Here is a 15706-nt window from a genome sequence, read left to right on the forward strand (position 1 = left end):
CACCATGCAACCGATCACGACCGCGCTCTGCGCAGCGGCGCTCAGCCTTTCAACGCTCCCCGCCTTTGCGCAGGATCATTCGGCACATGGCATGCAGGGCGGCAGCATGGAAAGCCCGTCCACCGCTGCCTACATGGAAGCGATGGAGCGGATGCATTCCGCGATGGACGTCCCCTATACCGGTGATGCCGATGTGGACTTCATCCGCGGCATGATCCCGCATCACCAGGGCGCCATCGACATGGCGAAGATCGTGCTCGAATACGGCAAGGATCCCGAGGTGAAGAAACTTGCCCAGGAAGTGATCTCCGCTCAGGAGCAGGAGATCGGCTGGATGACCGACTGGCTCGCCAAGCACGGTCACTGAGGCGAGCCGATCCGGTCAGCAGCTGGAGGCGATCACCTGCGCCGCCGCGTCCAGTGCGCCCGGCCCGTGCGGAATGTCGAGCGCGCGAAGACCGGCCTCCATCACTGAGAGAACGCCCAGCGTCATATGGGCGTTCACATGCCCCATATGCGCCACCCGCAGGAAACCGTGCCACGACGGGTCGCCCGGCTCCGCCATGCCAAGCCCGATGCCCAGCGTCACACCCACGTTCTTTTCCGTCCATTCCCGCAGCGCGGTGCCGTGCGGGGCACCCATGCGGGCCGCGGTCACGGAATGGCCGCGAAACGCCGGATCGGCGATGTTGAGGGCGATCTCGCTTCCGTGGCTCCAGGCATCGAAAGCAGCCCAGACGGTGCGGGCAAGCGTCCTGTGACGCTGCATCACCGCCTCATACCCCTCTTCGCGCAGGATCATGTTCAGCGCCTCGGCAAGTCCCAGCAGCAGATGCGTGGGCGCCGTGCCGTAGAAATGCTGGTAGAACTCCGCAGGCTCCGCCCGGGGCTGCCAGTCCCAATAGGGTGTGCGCAGGTCATTGCCGCGGGTTGCATGCTTCGCCTTGTCCGAGAAGAACAGGATGCCCAAGCCGGGCGGCGTCATGAGACCCTTCTGGCTGGCCGTGACGAGCACATCCACCCCCCAGGCATCCATCTCGAACGGATCGCAGGCGAAGGAGGCCACGCAATCCACCATCAGCAGCGCCGGGTGCCCGGCCGCATCCATCGCCTGCCGCACGGCCTGCACGTCGTTGCGGACGGAGGTCGCGGTATCCACATGCGTCAGAAGGACCGCCTTGTAGGTATGGCCGGTGTCGGCGCGAAGGGCCTCCTCGACCCGCTGCGGATCGACCGGCGCACGCAGACCGAAGTCGATCACGTCGATCTCCACCCCCATCTCGCGCGCCTGAGCCGCCCAGTTTATGCCGAACCGCCCGGTGGCAAGGCTGAGCGCCCGATCCCCCCGGCTGAACACATTGGCATTCGCCGCTTCCCATGCGCCGTGACCATTGGCGATGTAGATCGCCACGTTGTCCTTTGTATGGGCCAGCGTGCGGAGATCGGCCACGATATCGTCCACCGTATCGACCAATGCCCCGGTGTAGATGTTCGGCGCCGGCACATGCATGGCGTTCAGAACCCGGTCGGGCATGACTGACGGACCGGGGATGGCAAGGTAATGACGACCGAAGCCGAGGCTCATCGAAAACTCTCCATGCAAGGCGCGGTTCAACCCCTAGTCCGCGCCGCTGCAGGGGTCAACCGGGCGCACGGCTTGCCCTTGGGCCGCAGAGCCGCTACACCGCAGCCAACGCCCCCTAGGCAGAGCGCCCGGATGTCTGACCCGAGCAAGTCCCGCCACGCGACGGGCGATCCCTATACCTCCCGCAGGCTGTTTGGCCGGCTCTGGCACGATTACCTCCGCCACCAGATCCCGGCCATGTCGCTGGTCGCCGTGCTGATGGTGATCGAGGGTTCAACCCTCGGCGCGTTGAGCTACATGCTCCAGCCGCTGTTCGAGAAGGTGTTCGCGGGCGCCGACCCCTCCGCGATCTGGTGGGTGGGCGCCGCGATTTTCGGGCTGTTCCTGATCCGCGCGATCACCTCCATCCTCAGCAAGACGATGCTGTCGCGCATCGCACAGCGCACCTCCACCGCCATGCAGGCCGACCTGCTGCGCCATATCCTGACGCTGGACAACCGGTTCTTTCAGGAGAACCCACCCGGCGCGCTCATCGAACGGGTGCAGGGCGATACGATGGCCATTCAGGGCATCTGGATCACCCTGATCTCCGCCGTGGGGCGGGATGGCGTGGCGCTGGTGTCGCTGTTTGCCGTGGCGATTTCCATCGACCCGGTCTGGACGATGGTGGCGCTGGTCGGAACGCCGCTTCTCATCCTGCCGATTGCCAGCATTCAGCGCTACGTCCGCCGCAAGACAACGCAAAGCCGTCGTCAGGCCAGCCTCCGCGCGACCCGGCTGGACGAGATCTTCCACGGCATCATCCCGATCAAGCTGAACCGCATGGAGGGCTATCAGTCAGGCCGGTTCGAGCGAATCATCGACACGATCGTGAAGGCGGAAGTGAAGAACGCCGCAGGTCGCTCGACCATTCCGGCGCTCATCGACGTGGTCACGGGGCTTGGGTTCTTTGCCGTCCTCGTTCTCGGCGGGCGGGAGATCATCGCCGGCGAAAAGACCCTCGCGCAATTCATGTCGTTCTTCACGGCCATGGCGCTGACCTTCCAGCCGATCCGCAGGCTTGGCGATACGGCGGGGACATGGCAGGTTGCGGCGGCTAGTCTCGAGCGGGTCTACCGGCTGATGGATACGCTTCCCTCCATCACCGCGCCTGCCCACCCCCGCCTTCCCGCGCCGGGGGACACGGAGATCAAGCTGCAGGACGTGACACTCGCCTATGGCGAAATGCCGGTGCTGCGCGGCGTGACCTTCACGGCTGAAGCAGGCAAGACCACCGCGCTTGTCGGCGCTTCCGGGGCTGGCAAGAGCACGGTGTTCAACCTGCTCACACGCCTTGTCGATGCCCAATCCGGCCGTGTAACGGTTGGCGGGGTGGACCTCATGGACATTCCGCTGCCCGAACTCCGCGCGATGTTTTCCGTGGTCACCCAGGATGCCGCGCTCTTCGACGAGACGATCCGGGAGAACATCACTCTCGGCCGGCAGGATGTGAGCGACGAGCGGCTCCGCGAGGTAATGGACGCAGCCCATGTGACGGAGTTCGTGGAGCATCTGCCCCTGGGCGTGGATACTCCGGCCGGGCCGCGCGGCTCGGCGCTTTCCGGTGGGCAGAGACAGCGCGTGGCCATCGCCCGCGCCCTGCTTCGCGATGCGCCTATCCTGCTGCTGGACGAGGCGACATCCGCCCTCGACGCCCGCTCGGAGGCTCTGGTACAGGCGGCGCTGGACAGGCTCTCCGTCGGTCGTACGACGCTGGTCATCGCGCACCGTCTGTCGACCATTCGCGACGCGCATAAGATCGTCGTGATGGATCAGGGCCGCGTGGTCGATGAGGGCACGCATGAGGAGCTGCTGTCCCGCGACGGCCTCTATGCGGGGCTCTACCGGCTGCAATTCCAATCGACCATGCCCATATCGGTGAACGACACGGAGGCAAGGACATGACCGGCGAACGCGCATCGAACCGAAAGATTTATGAGATCACGGGCGCGGACCGGGTCACCTTTCTGCAGAACCTGGTAACCAACGATCTGGGCCGGTTGAAGGACGGGCTGATCTATGCAGCGCTGTTGACGCCGCAGGGCAAGTACCTTGCAGATTTCTTCCTCGCGGATGCGGGTGACCGGATCCTGCTCGACGCCGATGCGGAACAGGCGGAGGGTCTTGCCCGCCGCCTCCAGATGTACCGGCTTCGGGCCGATGTCGCCATCACGCCAAGTTCCCTTCACGTGTTGCGCGGTCTTGGCGAGCCGCCTGAAGGCGCGCTCCGCGACCCGCGTCACCCCTCCTTGGGATGGCGTCTTTATACCGATGAGGAAGGAAGTCCGCCCACCGTGGACTGGGATACCCTGCGGGTGGCGGAAACGATTCCCGAAGCGGGGATAGAGCTGCTGCCAGACGATACCTACATCCTTGAAGCGGGGTTTGACCGGCTCAACGGCGTCGACTTTCGCAAGGGGTGTTACGTCGGACAAGAGGTGACTGCCCGGATGAAGCACAAGACCGAGCTTCGCAAGGGTTTCGTCTCGGTCGTTCTGGACGCCCCCGTGACACCTGGCACCGAGATTATGGCGGAAGGAAAGCCCGCCGGACGTATCTTTACCGTCGCCGGAAATCAGGCCATTGCCTATCTCCGCTTCGACCGCGCCACCGGCCCGCTCACCGCAGATGGTGTCGTGCTCCGCAGAACGTGACGCGACGACACTGCCCCTGCGGCAAAACAACAACACGTCGCCGCGGATAAATGCTTGATCGAAAGTCAGTGGGGCCTATATATCGGCGGCACTCCCCTGGTAAGGCGACTGCATATTGTGATGGGTCCCGTTTTGGTATGCCATGCCCACATGGCAGGTATTCCCGAACGGCAATACCAAACCCGACCCTAAACACGATATTCGGCCACCTTTCGCAGAACGACAAGAGCAATAACAAGAAAAGGACCGGATATCATGGCCGACTCCGTCGACGGCAACGCTTTCAACTTCGAGCAGGGCGCGCGGGCTCGTAAGCTCTTCGCCGCGGTTGTCCTTGCTGCACTGGACGATGCGATTGCTGATGACAAGAAATACGGGAACGGACCGGAACAGATCGCCCGCTGGGCACGGTCTCGCGATGGTCGCGAAGTTCTTTCCTGTGCCGGGATCGACCCGAACGAGCGTGTCGTGAAGGGTCTCATGGAATTTGTCGCGAAAGGTATCCGCACCTCTGTCGCGCTCTCCCGTGAAGAAAGTGAACGCCGCCATCTTCTTGAACAGGCCGAAGCCGCCTGAACTGGGCGCCGTGGCATCCAAAAGGACGCGCCCGCTGGCGCGTCTTTTTTATGGTTACTCAAACTTTTCTGGGGGAAACGCGGCGATCAGGCAGACCGCCGTTGAGCAAATGCCAGCCTTGAGTCCCGGATTCTGGCAGCTTTGCCGTTCGGATATTGATCTCGTGTGGCGGTCGTCCCTCTTTTGCAGCACGATTTGGTATATCAAGGCGCAGGCGAATGCAGCTGTCCGCGCGATGCGAGGATGAAACAAGTAACGGAATTTCGGGAGTTTCCCGCTCGCCTCACCGATTCTGCGGCGCAGTTGCGCTGCTCAACCTCGGGCCCCACCCAGCCAGCCCGGAAAACATTTTTCCAAGACGCCTTTGAGGCCTAACACCGACGCAGTTCATAATCCTTGAACCGCTGCGTTCGGTATGCTTACAGGTTACGGATACAGGGAGGTCTGGCTGGCGCCGCGACCTTGTGGCAAATACCTGCTCGCAGCCGCCATCCGTCCTGCCCGGGTCCGCATGGAACGCTTGCGCCCCCAACCATCTGTAATGATATGCTGAAACTGGGCGACAACGCCATCGAACACGGCATGTTCACGTTCGGCTCTAGAGAAGGAGCCCGTTCCTCGCCTCCAAGGCAGGCGGCAAGGGTCCGCCACTCCCTGTACCCTGATCGAAACCGCCATGCCCAACGCCGTCGGCTTCATGTCGAATTCGCCAGCACTCCGGCACATATCCCAAACCTGCGTGATCATCGACATCGTTGACCCTCTGCCGCCTACACGAAGCGCTCTGCCCGGCTAGCCCGCAGCGCTTCTGGACCCAAGGGCGCCAGTCTGGATCAATTTCCGATGGCTGCTGGCCATGCAAACAGACAGCCGGAAAGCAAAGATGGGCTCGGTGCAGGCATCATCTGACAATCCGCCAAGATCTGACCCAAGCACCGAATTTGAGGAAGGTCAGCTCTAATCTACTCAAATTCCCGGCCAGCGAGCGCCTTGCGAATTTCCGCCCGGACGAGCTTACGCACATTCCGCGTCATACGCTCTCCCAGCGGGCCTTGAAGCTCTTCTCGCAAAACCTCTGCAACAAGCATCCGTAGATGTTCATCGCCCAGTTCCGAGGTCTCATCGGCGAAAAGATCAATATCATCCTCCACATCGGGAAGCGTCGCGGAGGATATGTTTGCTGCCTCCCGACCGGGACGCACCTCTTCGGGCAGATATGTCTCGGCTTCCACCTCAACTTCGTCCGCGGCAGCGGAAAACTCCGTCTGCGTCGCACCCTGCTCCTGAAGCGGAAGTTCATCAGGCACGTCCGGAGGGGTCTCTACCGGTTCATCAAACGGGATTTCGGCAGGCTCCTCCACAGGATCTTCCGGGATATCGGCGGGCGGCGACTCCTCCGGAGTATCGGGAGGCAGTTCAGGAGGAGCATCCGGCTGCGATGGAACCTCAACGGGAGGACGAGCGGCCTCCACGGGAAATTCCGGCTCGTCACTCTCGGTCGTAGGAGGGAATGAACTCCGCACAAGCTGGAACCGCCGCGCCTGAGCCTGGCGGAAGGCGATCGGTTCTGCTGTGTGGTGTTCCGGCTCATCAATCGCGATGAATGGCGCTTCATCGACATCGTGAAGATCGTTGTGGAACTCTCTGCTTTCCACCGGCACAGGCACGCTCGCACGCGCCGCGACTGCAGCTTCGAGCAGGGCCAAGGCATCCTCGATAGAGGCCCGTCCATCGGTCTGCTCGACGCGCAACTCCGGCGTAAGCATGAGACGCTCGCCGGCAGCACGTTCGCCTTGGACGCGCATCTCCAGCCCGTCGCCATCCTGCGCGAGAAGGCGGCGGATCGCCGTCAGCACATCTTCGATCTCGCCACGTTTACCGGAGTCAGACATATCGCCTCATCCCTATGACCGCTGGGGCATCGAGTCGCTCGTGCGGCCTGATCGGCCCCACGACTCACATGACATCATGACAGGAAATAGTTACTTTTTCCCTATGCTCTGGAGCACACGGTCAAGTTTCTGGCCCTGAATGGAAGTATAAGGGGCCTCGCGCACCGCATTGTAATAGGCGGCCGGATCGTATGTCGGGATCCCGAGCTTCAGGTGATCCACGGTCAAAAGACCCATCGCGGACAGCACGGAATAGGCGGCAACATACTGCTGCGACTGCGCGGAAATCCGGCTGGCCCGCGCGTTCAATAGCTCCTGTTCCGCGTCCAGAACGTCGAGCGTGGTGCGCGCACCGAACCGGGCCTCCTCCCGGACGCCATCATAGGCAACCTGCGCTGCTCGAATCTGCTCATCGATAGATGCGAGAGACGCCCGCGAAACCTGCAGGTCCGACCAGGCGGCACCCACTTGGTAGGCCACGTTCACGGCCGACTGCTGAAGCGCCGCGCGCGCCTGATCCCGCCCGGCGATTGCCTGACGATGCAAGGAGGACAATGCGCCGCCCTGATAGATCGGCTGGCTCAGCGAGAGAGTGAGCGAGGAGGCGTCGTCCCCGCTCTGATCCCGTGCGACAGAGCCGGTCGCCGAAACCGTCGGCAAACGTTGCGCCGCCGCGAGCGAGACATTCAGTTCCGCCACGTTGACCTGACGCTGCGCTTGCCGCACATCAGGATGGGTGCGGACGCCTACCGCCTTTGCGTCATCCACTGTGGCGGCGCTGCGAGGTGGCGTCGGAGGCGTGGCGAGACTGCCGGGATACTGCCCTGTCGCGGCCTTGTAAGCCTCCCGCGCCGTGGTCAGGTCACCTTGGGCACTGGAAAGCTGCGCACGTGCCGAAGCCAGCCGGGCTTCCGCCTGAGCGACATCGGTACGCGTCACCTCGCCCACGTCAAAGCGGTCCTGCGCGGCCCGAAGCTCCTCGCCAATCACGCGTACGGAATTCTGGTTCAGCGAGACATACTCGATGGCGCTGCGCACGTTCATATAGGCCTGAACGGCATTCAGCAGCACCTGTTGTTCGACCCCGACCAGCGCCTCCCGCGTCGCAAGCACTGATTCGCGCGCGATCTCTATCCCCAGTCGATTGCGGCCTGAATCATAGAGCGTGAGATTCGCCGAGAGGCCGATGCTGCTCGTGAGCCGACGCGTCAATACCGGATCGACCCAGCGCGACTGGGCCACGAAGGCGAGCGTCGGGCGCAGCGCAGCAACGGCAGTCGCCACATCTTCATCCGCGGCACGAAGAACGGCCCGGTTCTGCTCCAGAAGATTGGAATTGCGATAAGCCGCAATAAGCGCGTCTGTCAGTGTCTCCGCCCGCACTGAGGTGACGGACAACCCCGCAGCGACTAACGCCGCGAAAAACCTGACCTTCGATCGCCCTGCCATGTCCCGCCTCGTTCCTGATCTTTTTTCATTTGTCAGGCGGTGTCCCGTTCAGAACCAGCCTAGAACACGAAACCCCGCTCAGCCGCAAAGCCCGGAAGGACAGGTGCGGAAGCATTGAAAGCATAGCGCCAAGTCATCTCGCCGTCGATCTTGTATCCGATGCGGCAGACACCGAGCGCGCGCTCCATGAACAGACAACCGATACGGCCGCCATCCTTGAGTTGGGCGAGGATCTTTTCGGGTACGTCTTCGACCGCTCCTTCAAGGATGATCACGTCGAACGGCCCGTGCTTGGGCGAGCCTTCGGCAAAGTCACCCTTCACGACGACGGCATTATCCACACTCTCCGCCGCAAGCAGATCCTGCGCTTCGGCCGCGAATTCCTCATCCTGCTCGATACCGACAACGGCTTCGGCCAGCCGTGCGATAACAGCGGTCGAATAACCCAGCCCCGCACCGATATCGAGCACCAGATCATCCTTCCCGATATCCAGCGCATCGAGGAGCTTCGCAAGCGTCCGGGGTTCGAGAAGGAAGCGCCCGCGCCCGATATCGACATTCTCGCCCACATAGGCGGCTTCGCGCACGGCGGCGGGAACATAAACTTCGCGCGGAACGCTCAGCATTGCATCGATGATCGGGTATTTCGTCACATCAGCGGGGCGGATCTGGGTGTCCACCATCACTGTGCGGCGGCTCGCGAAATCCGACATTGCCCGTTCCCGTCCAATCCTGCGTCGCGGATGTCTTGCCACAGAAAATCAGCGGCGGCAACAAGCCCCGTTCAGCCTCATAACCGCCGAAACCTTGGTCTTCCCGCGCCAGAATTCCGTCGCGAGAAAACAAAGGCGGTGATTCTCTGTGCAGAAATTCCAGTTCTGCCATTAGTTCGCGCAGAAATGTCGATAATTGACCGGTAATGTCGCAAACGACCTAGCGCCGGAGCGCGCCGCTGGGCGTGATACCCACTCATGGCTCCTCTGGAGCTATACAAGAACGAGCGGCCCGAGCCGCCAGACAGGGAGACTTGCGTGGAACCAGCCCAGGGCCGCGACCGGTTCGTGGAGTTCGAGCACGTTCAGAAAAGCTATGATGGCGAAAACCTCGTCGTCAAAGACCTCAACCTCACGATTTCAGAGGGAGAATTCCTTACCATGCTCGGGCCATCCGGTTCGGGCAAGACCACATGCCTCATGATGCTGGCAGGGTTCGAGACCGCGACTCACGGCGAAATCCGGCTTGACGGTCGCCCCATCAATACGGTGCCCCCGCACAAGCGCGGCATCGGCATGGTGTTTCAGAACTACGCGCTCTTTCCCCATATGACCGTGGCCGAGAATCTTGCCTTTCCGCTCGAAGTGCGGGGCATGGGCAAGGCGGAGCGCGAGGCAAAGATCGCCCGCGCGCTCGACATGGTGCAGATGGGCGCGTTCGGAGCGAGGCGCCCGGCTCAGCTTTCGGGCGGTCAGCAGCAGCGGATCGCCCTCGCCCGCGCGCTGGTGTTCGACCCGAAACTGGTGCTGATGGACGAGCCTCTGGGAGCGCTGGACAAGCAGCTTCGCGAACATATGCAGTTCGAGATCAAGCGCCTGCACCACGAGCTCGGCATCACCGTCGTCTATGTCACTCATGATCAGGGCGAAGCGCTGACCATGTCGGACCGGGTGGCCGTGTTCAACGACGGGCGCATCCAGCAGCTCGCGCCGCCCGATGAACTTTACGAGCGGCCGAAAAACAGCTTCGTCGCCCAGTTCATCGGGGAGAACAACCGCCTTCCGGGAAGGGTCGAGAAACTCGGCCCGGAGAAGGCTCTCATCCGGCTCGCGACGGGCGAGGTGATCGACGCGACGCCCGTCAATCTCCGCCATGAAGGGCAGGAGACGCTGGTTTCCATTCGCCCGGAGCGCGTGGAGTTCAAGCCGGAGATGATGCCGAAGGACGCGCATATGATCGACGCCGAGGTGATCGAGGTGATCTACATGGGCGACGTTCTCCGCACCCGGATGAAGGTAGCGGGGTCGGACGATTTCGTCATGAAATGCCGCAATACGCTGAGCCAGACCAAACTGTCGCCAGGACAGCACCTCAGGATCGGCTGGGCGCCGCAGGATGCGCGCGCGCTCGATCCGGTCTGAATCGGAAAGCCGGCGTTGAACAGAACAAGGCGGATTTCTGCAGAAACCGCCGGATAACAGGGCAAACAGGGAGCCTGAAAATGAAGAAGATACTTGCGCTGACGACCGCGCTGACGGCGGCGAGCCTCGGCACCGCGCAGGCCGAGGTCGTGGTGATGAGCTGGGGCGGCGCCTATGGGGTGGCGCAGACCGAGGCGCATGTGAAACCCTTCGAGAAGGACACGGGCATCAAGACGACGATGCTTGACTCCGACAACCCCGCCGCGCCGATCAAGGCGATGGTGGAGGCTGGCAACGTCACCGTGGACATCGCCTCGCTCGAATACTCCGACGCGGTGCGGCTTTGCGACGAAGGATTGCTGGAAGAGATCGACGCCTCCAAACTCGCGCCGGCACCCGATGGCACTGCCGCTGCGGATGACTTCTTCGAGGGCGGCCTGACGGACTGTCTCGTCGCCACCGACGTCTGGGCCACGATCTATGCCTATGACGAAACCAAGTTCCCCGGTGAGAAGCCGACGACTGCCGCCGACTTCTTCGACACGGCGAAATTCCCCGGCAAGCGCGGCATGCGCAAATCCCCCAAGACGGTGATCGAACTCGCCCTGATGGCGGATGGCGTTCCCGCGGCCGAGGTCTATGACGTGCTGGCCACCCCAGAGGGTCTGGACCGCGCGTTCAAGAAGCTCGACACGATCAAGAAGGATGTCGTCTGGTGGGAAGCCGGCGCTCAGCCGCCGCAACTGCTCGCGGATGGCGAGGTTTCCATGACGATGGCCTATAACGGGCGCATCTTCAACGCGGTGATCGGCGAGGGTAAGCCCTTCGTCACCGTCTGGGACGGGATGCAGTACGAGTTCGAAGGCTACGTCATCCCGAAGGGTGCCCCGCATCTGGAGGACGCGATCAAGTTTCTCGACTACTCCACCTCGCCCGAGAAGCTCGCCGACATGACGCAATACATCAGCTACGGCCCGACGCGGAAATCCACCGCGACGATGGAGCGGACCTACAAGGACGGCAAGACCGTCATGGCCCCGCACCTGCCGACGACGCCCGAGAACATGACCAATGCGGTCGAGACGAACTTCGAGTTCTGGGTCGATCATGACGCAGATCTGAAAGAGCGCTTCAACGCGTGGCTCATCAACTGACCTGAGAAACCGACCCGGCCCCGCGCCAGCGGGACCGGGCACGTTCTATCCGGTAGCGGGACAGCGTTGCACGCCTGCCGCCACTCTCAGAGGCTTTGAAGCAAGATGGTCGAAACCACCGCAGTCTATCCGCCCGGACGACAGCCCGACAGTGTCCTGCCGGAAGAGAGCGGCAAAGCGCTCAGACGCTCGCTGGCCCATTCGCAGAGAAGTGCACGGCGCAGGGCGCTGTTGCTCGTGCTGCCGCTGCTGCTGTTCATCGTCATCACCTTCGTGATGCCTATTGGCCAGCTCCTGCTCCGCTCGGTCTATAACGACGGCTTTTCGGCGAATATGCCTGCGGTGTCCGGCTGGCTGGGCGATCATCCCGACCTGGAGCCGGACGAAAGCGCCTTTGCCGCGCTCGCAACAGACATCAAGAACGCGGCGGAGGCCAAGACCCTCGGCACCGTCGCCACAAGAGTGAACTACGACCTGCCCGGCACCCGCTCGCTCTTTACATCCGCAGGGCGCAAGTCTCGCGACTGGCAGCCTCCGTATCGTGAGACGATGGTGGCTGACGATGCGCGCTGGGGCGATCCTGTGCTCTGGGGCGTGATGCGTCAGGCAGCGCACCCCTACACTGCCAACTTCTATCTCGCGGCGATCGACATGCAGCGCGACAATAGCGGTGCGATCGAGCGTGTACCGGAAGATCGTCGCATCTATGTGCCGCTCTTCCTGCGCACATTCTGGCTCTCCGCCCTTATCACCGGTATCTGCCTCGTTCTGGCCTATCCCATCGCGCATCTGCTGGCGACGCTTCCGCTTCGCAAGTCGAACTTGCTGATGATCCTTGTCCTGCTACCCTTCTGGACGTCGCTCCTTGTCAGGACGACATCATGGATGGTGCTCTTGCAGGAGCAGGGTGTGGTCAACAACCTGCTCGTCGCGCTGCACATCATCAACGACGATCAGCGCCTGCCGATGATGTACAACCAGTTCGGCACGATCATCGCGATGACGCATATCCTGCTGCCATTCATGGTGCTCCCCCTCTATTCCGTGATGCGACCGATCAACCCCTCCTACGTGCGCGCGGCGCGGAGCCTCGGCGCGACCTCCTGGACGGCGTTCCGCCGGGTGTATTTTCCCCAGACCCTGCCGGGGATTGGGGCGGGGTCGCTGCTCGTCTTCATCCTTGCGGTGGGCTACTACATCACCCCCGCGCTGGTCGGGGGCGCAAGCGGGCAACTCATCTCCAACCTGATCGCCTATCACATGCAGGGCAGCCTGAACTGGTCGATGGCGGCGGCGCTCGCGGCGATCCTGCTGGCGGCGGTGTTGCTGCTCTACTGGCTCTATGATCGCCTGATCGGCATCGACAACATGAAGCTCGGCTGAGGAACGAAGATGGCCCTTCCCGTCTATGCAAGCCCGCTCGAACGCGTCTGGCATTATGTCTATCTGGCGCTTTGCGCACTCATCTTCCTGTTCCTGATCGCGCCGATCCTCGTCATCATCCCGCTTTCCTTCAACGCCGAGCCCTACTTCACCTTCACGGAAAAGATGCTGGCCTTCGACCCCGAAGGCTATTCGATGCGCTGGTACGACATGCTCCTGACCTTCGGCACCCAGGCCCCGGATGCGCCACGCACGGGAGCCTTCTGGGCGGATGTCTGGCAGAACGCGACATGGGTGAAGGTCGCCAAGAACTCGATCATCGTCGGCTTCTTCGCGACGCTCGTCGCAACGACGCTCGGCACCATCGCGGCGCTTGGCCTTTCCAGGCCCGAGATGCCATACCGTCGGCCGATCATGGCGCTGCTGATCTCCCCGATGATCGTTCCGGTCATCATCACTGCGACCGGCTTGTTCTTCTTCTACTCCCGTATCCAGATCCAGCAGTGGGGCATTCCCTATCTCGGCCTCGTCCTCTCGCATGCGACGCTGGGCATTCCCTTCGTCATCATCACGGTGACGGCGACCCTGGTAGGGTTCGACCGGTCGCTCACCCGCGCGGCGGCAAGCCTCGGCGCCTCTCCGGTCCGAAGCTTCTTCAAGGTGACGCTGCCGATCATCCTGCCCGGACTGATTTCCGGGGCGCTCTTCGCCTTCGTGACCTCCTTCGATGAGGTCGTGGTGGTGCTGTTTCTCGCCAGCCCCGACGAGCAGACCATTCCGCGCCAGATGTGGAACGGTATCCGGGAGCAGATCAGCCCCGCGATCCTTGCGGTGGCGACCATCCTCATCGTCGTCTCCATCGGCCTTCTCACCACGGTCGAACTCCTGCGGCGCCGGTCGGAGCGTCTGCGCGGCCTCAGCCCCGGCTGAAGCCAGCGGCCAAAAAGAAGCGGGACGCAAGCCATCGCCTGCGTCCCGCGCGGAGTGTCAGAGACTTGTCGTCGGAAGCTCAGACCGCCGCTTTACGCATCTCGTCGATATAGATTTCCCGGAGCCGCGCCGCCACTGGCCCCGGTTTGCCGCCCCCGACTGCTGCACCGTCGATTTCAACCACCGGCATGACAAACGCGGAGGCTGAGGTGAAGAACGCTTCATCCGCCGCCTGCGCTTCTTCGACCGTGAACAGCCGCTCCTCGACCTCCATCTGCGCCTCTGCTGCGAGGCGGATCACCGCGGCACGGGTGATACCGTGGAGGATCTCTTCGGACAGGGGCCGGGTGATGATCCGTCCGCCCTTCACGATATAGACGTTGTTGGACGATCCCTCGGTGACGAAGCCATCCTCCACGAACCAGGCGTCATCCACCTCCGCCTTCTTGGCCATCATCTTCGCCATGCTGGGATAGAGAAGCTGCACCGTCTTGATGTCGCGGCGTCCCCAGCGGATATCGGGGACAGAGATCACCTTCGCGCCGATCTTTGCCTGCGGGCTGTCCGCCAGACCCGGTTTCGACTGGGTGAACAGTACCAGCGTCGGGGCCACGCTTTTGTCGGGGAAAGCGAAATCACGGTCGCCGGGATTGCCGCGGGTGACCTGAAGATAGACCATGCCATCCTCCACCCCATTGCGCGCGATCAGTTCCCGATGGATGGCCAGAAGCTCCTCATCCGAAACGGGCGTCGCCATCTCCAGCTCCCTCAGCGAGCGGGCGAGGCGCTTGGTATGGCCCTCGAAATCCACCAGCTTGCCGCCCAGGACGCTCGTCACCTCATAGACCCCGTCCGCCATCAGGAAGCCGCGATCAAAGATGGAGACGCGCGCCTCCTCCTCCGGCAGATAGTCACCATTCACATAGACGATGCGGCTCATGTTACCCCCAAAGCTCGGCGTCGGACGGATGCACACCCGCCGCGTCGTAAAGCAGCGGGCTGTCGCGGTCTTCGGCCAGAAGCAGCGGCCCGTCAAGATCGACAACAGCCGCTCCCTGAGCGACCAGCACGGCGGGCGCCATGGCGAGCGAAGACCCCACCATGCAACCGACCATGATGCCATAGCCCGCCGCATGCGCCGCATCCCGCAGCGCCAGCGCTTCCGTCAAGCCACCGGTCTTGTCGAGCTTGATGTTGACGAGATCGTATTTGCCCGCGATGTCATCCAGCGAATGCCGGTCATGACAGCTTTCGTCGGCACAGACCGGTAGCGGACGCGCGATCTCCGCCAGCATCTCGTCCGCCCCTGCGGGCAGCGGCTGCTCCACCAACGCGACGCCAAGCCGCACGAGATGCGGGGCAAGGTCGCGATAGACATCCGCCGTCCACCCCTCGTTCGCATCGACGATGATCCGCGCCTCCGGGGCACCCCGGCGCACGGCTTCCAGCCGACCCATGTCATCGGCGGTGCCGAGCTTGATCTTCAGAAGGGGGCGGGAGGCATTGCGGCGCGCCGCAGCCTCCATCCGCTCCGGCGTATCCAGCGAGAGGGTAAAGGCGGTGATCATCGGCCCGGGCTTCGGCAGCCCCGCCATATCCCAGACACGCTTGCCCGCGCGCTTTGCCTCCCAGTCCCAGAGCGCGCAATCCACAGCGTTCCGGGCGGCACCCGGCGGCAGCATGCCTTGCAACTCCGTCCGGCTCAGGGGAAGCTCCAGCCCTTCGATCTGACCGGTCACGCTCTCCAGGCTTTCGCCGTAGCGGGCATAGGGCACGCATTCGCCCCGCCCCGTGATGCCGTCCTTCTCAACCGTCACGGTCAGCACCTTCGCCTCCGTGCGGGAGCCGCGCGATATGGTGAACACTTCCGCGAGCCGGAAGGTTTCGGGGGTCACGGTGAGCTTCATGG

At 62.8% G+C, this 15706-nt stretch carries 14 protein-coding genes; 8 read left to right on the forward strand and 6 right to left on the reverse strand.

The genetic code is table 11. The features are described from left to right. The first annotated feature begins 4 nt into the window (after positions 1-4). Positions 5-367 (forward strand): CopM family metallochaperone, encoded by a 363-nt coding sequence (gene copM / locus CN97_RS02245; RefSeq protein ID WP_035706373.1) that lies wholly within the window; start codon positions 5-7, stop codon positions 365-367. A 15-nt stretch (positions 368-382) separates the two neighbouring features. On the opposite strand, the gene CN97_RS02250 is transcribed toward copM, so the two are convergent. After that, positions 383-1585, reverse strand: coding sequence for a pyridoxal-phosphate-dependent aminotransferase family protein (locus CN97_RS02250; protein WP_035706376.1), 1203 nt, complete (start codon positions 1583-1585; stop codon positions 383-385). Positions 1586-1717: 132 nt separating this feature from the next. On the opposite strand from CN97_RS02250, the gene CN97_RS02255 reads away from it, so the two are divergent. The 3 genes from CN97_RS02255 to CN97_RS02265 all read left to right on the forward strand — a co-directional run bounded on the left by CN97_RS02255 (position 1718) and on the right by CN97_RS02265 (position 4854). Continuing rightward, positions 1718-3529, forward strand: a complete 1812-nt coding sequence (locus CN97_RS02255; protein ID WP_051910904.1) for an ABC transporter ATP-binding protein — start codon at positions 1718-1720, stop codon at positions 3527-3529. Next, the gene (ygfZ, locus tag CN97_RS02260) at positions 3526-4278 is read left to right on the forward strand and encodes a CAF17-like 4Fe-4S cluster assembly/insertion protein YgfZ (RefSeq protein WP_035706380.1); all 753 of its coding nucleotides are present in this window, start codon (positions 3526-3528) and stop codon (positions 4276-4278) included. Before CN97_RS02255 ends, ygfZ begins: the two co-directional genes overlap by 4 nt. Positions 4279-4533: 255 nt before the next feature. After that, a complete protein-coding gene (locus tag CN97_RS02265; protein WP_035706383.1) occupies positions 4534-4854 on the forward strand; it encodes a DUF6280 family protein in 321 nt (106 codons plus the stop codon). Positions 4855-5816: 962 nt separating this feature from the next. Here the strand turns inward: CN97_RS02265 and CN97_RS02275 are convergent. The 3 genes from CN97_RS02275 to CN97_RS02285 all read right to left on the reverse strand — a co-directional run bounded on the left by CN97_RS02275 (position 5817) and on the right by CN97_RS02285 (position 8908). After that, the gene (locus CN97_RS02275) at positions 5817-6746 is read right to left on the reverse strand and encodes a hypothetical protein (protein WP_035706388.1); all 930 of its coding nucleotides are present in this window, start codon (positions 6744-6746) and stop codon (positions 5817-5819) included. A 90-nt stretch (positions 6747-6836) separates the two neighbouring features. Continuing rightward, the gene (locus tag CN97_RS02280) at positions 6837-8195 is read right to left on the reverse strand and encodes a TolC family outer membrane protein (RefSeq protein WP_035706389.1); all 1359 of its coding nucleotides are present in this window, start codon (positions 8193-8195) and stop codon (positions 6837-6839) included. 59 nt (positions 8196-8254) lie between these two features. Continuing rightward, the gene (locus CN97_RS02285; protein ID WP_035706391.1) at positions 8255-8908 is read right to left on the reverse strand and encodes a protein-L-isoaspartate O-methyltransferase family protein; all 654 of its coding nucleotides are present in this window, start codon (positions 8906-8908) and stop codon (positions 8255-8257) included. Between the two features lie 318 nt (positions 8909-9226). Between CN97_RS02285 and CN97_RS02290 the strand changes: the two genes are divergently transcribed. The 4 genes from CN97_RS02290 to CN97_RS02305 all read left to right on the forward strand — a co-directional run bounded on the left by CN97_RS02290 (position 9227) and on the right by CN97_RS02305 (position 13797). Then, on the forward strand, positions 9227-10330 hold the full coding sequence (locus CN97_RS02290) for an ABC transporter ATP-binding protein (RefSeq protein WP_035706393.1): 1104 nt from the start codon (positions 9227-9229) through the stop codon (positions 10328-10330). An 80-nt stretch (positions 10331-10410) separates the two neighbouring features. Continuing rightward, positions 10411-11484: an ABC transporter substrate-binding protein gene (locus CN97_RS02295; protein WP_035706396.1), complete on the forward strand. Its 1074-nt coding sequence runs from the start codon at positions 10411-10413 to the stop codon at positions 11482-11484. Positions 11485-11589: 105 nt separating this feature from the next. Then, a complete protein-coding gene (locus tag CN97_RS02300; protein ID WP_084683946.1) occupies positions 11590-12867 on the forward strand; it encodes an ABC transporter permease in 1278 nt (425 codons plus the stop codon). 9 nt (positions 12868-12876) lie between these two features. Next, positions 12877-13797 (forward strand): ABC transporter permease, encoded by a 921-nt coding sequence (locus CN97_RS02305; RefSeq protein WP_035706397.1) that lies wholly within the window; start codon positions 12877-12879, stop codon positions 13795-13797. A gap of 79 nt (positions 13798-13876) precedes the next feature. On the opposite strand, the gene CN97_RS02310 is transcribed toward CN97_RS02305, so the two are convergent. Both CN97_RS02310 and dgcA read right to left on the reverse strand, forming a co-directional pair. After that, positions 13877-14737: a D-amino-acid transaminase gene (locus CN97_RS02310; RefSeq protein ID WP_035706398.1), complete on the reverse strand. Its 861-nt coding sequence runs from the start codon at positions 14735-14737 to the stop codon at positions 13877-13879. Between the two features lies 1 nt (position 14738). Beyond that, positions 14739-15704: an N-acetyl-D-Glu racemase DgcA gene (gene dgcA / locus CN97_RS02315; protein WP_035706399.1), complete on the reverse strand. Its 966-nt coding sequence runs from the start codon at positions 15702-15704 to the stop codon at positions 14739-14741. Positions 15705-15706: the final 2 nt, after the last annotated feature.

This window comes from Haematobacter massiliensis (assembly GCF_000740795.1).
Classification (GTDB): Bacteria; Pseudomonadota; Alphaproteobacteria; order Rhodobacterales; family Rhodobacteraceae; genus Haematobacter; species Haematobacter massiliensis.

Coding starts and splice junctions, on each gene's coding strand:
- copM (WP_035706373.1), top strand. CDS start 5: ATGCAACCGATCACGACCGCGCTCTGCGCAGCGGCGCTCAGCCTTTCA.
- CN97_RS02250 (WP_035706376.1), bottom strand. CDS start 1,585: ATGAGCCTCGGCTTCGGTCGTCATTACCTTGCCATCCCCGGTCCGTCA.
- CN97_RS02255 (WP_051910904.1), top strand. CDS start 1,718: ATGTCTGACCCGAGCAAGTCCCGCCACGCGACGGGCGATCCCTATACC.
- ygfZ (WP_035706380.1), top strand. CDS start 3,526: ATGACCGGCGAACGCGCATCGAACCGAAAGATTTATGAGATCACGGGC.
- CN97_RS02265 (WP_035706383.1), top strand. CDS start 4,534: ATGGCCGACTCCGTCGACGGCAACGCTTTCAACTTCGAGCAGGGCGCG.
- CN97_RS02275 (WP_035706388.1), bottom strand. CDS start 6,746: ATGTCTGACTCCGGTAAACGTGGCGAGATCGAAGATGTGCTGACGGCG.
- CN97_RS02280 (WP_035706389.1), bottom strand. CDS start 8,195: ATGGCAGGGCGATCGAAGGTCAGGTTTTTCGCGGCGTTAGTCGCTGCG.
- CN97_RS02285 (WP_035706391.1), bottom strand. CDS start 8,908: ATGTCGGATTTCGCGAGCCGCCGCACAGTGATGGTGGACACCCAGATC.
- CN97_RS02295 (WP_035706396.1), top strand. CDS start 10,411: ATGAAGAAGATACTTGCGCTGACGACCGCGCTGACGGCGGCGAGCCTC.
- CN97_RS02300 (WP_084683946.1), top strand. CDS start 11,590: ATGGTCGAAACCACCGCAGTCTATCCGCCCGGACGACAGCCCGACAGT.
- CN97_RS02305 (WP_035706397.1), top strand. CDS start 12,877: ATGGCCCTTCCCGTCTATGCAAGCCCGCTCGAACGCGTCTGGCATTAT.
- CN97_RS02310 (WP_035706398.1), bottom strand. CDS start 14,737: ATGAGCCGCATCGTCTATGTGAATGGTGACTATCTGCCGGAGGAGGAG.
- dgcA (WP_035706399.1), bottom strand. CDS start 15,704: ATGAAGCTCACCGTGACCCCCGAAACCTTCCGGCTCGCGGAAGTGTTC.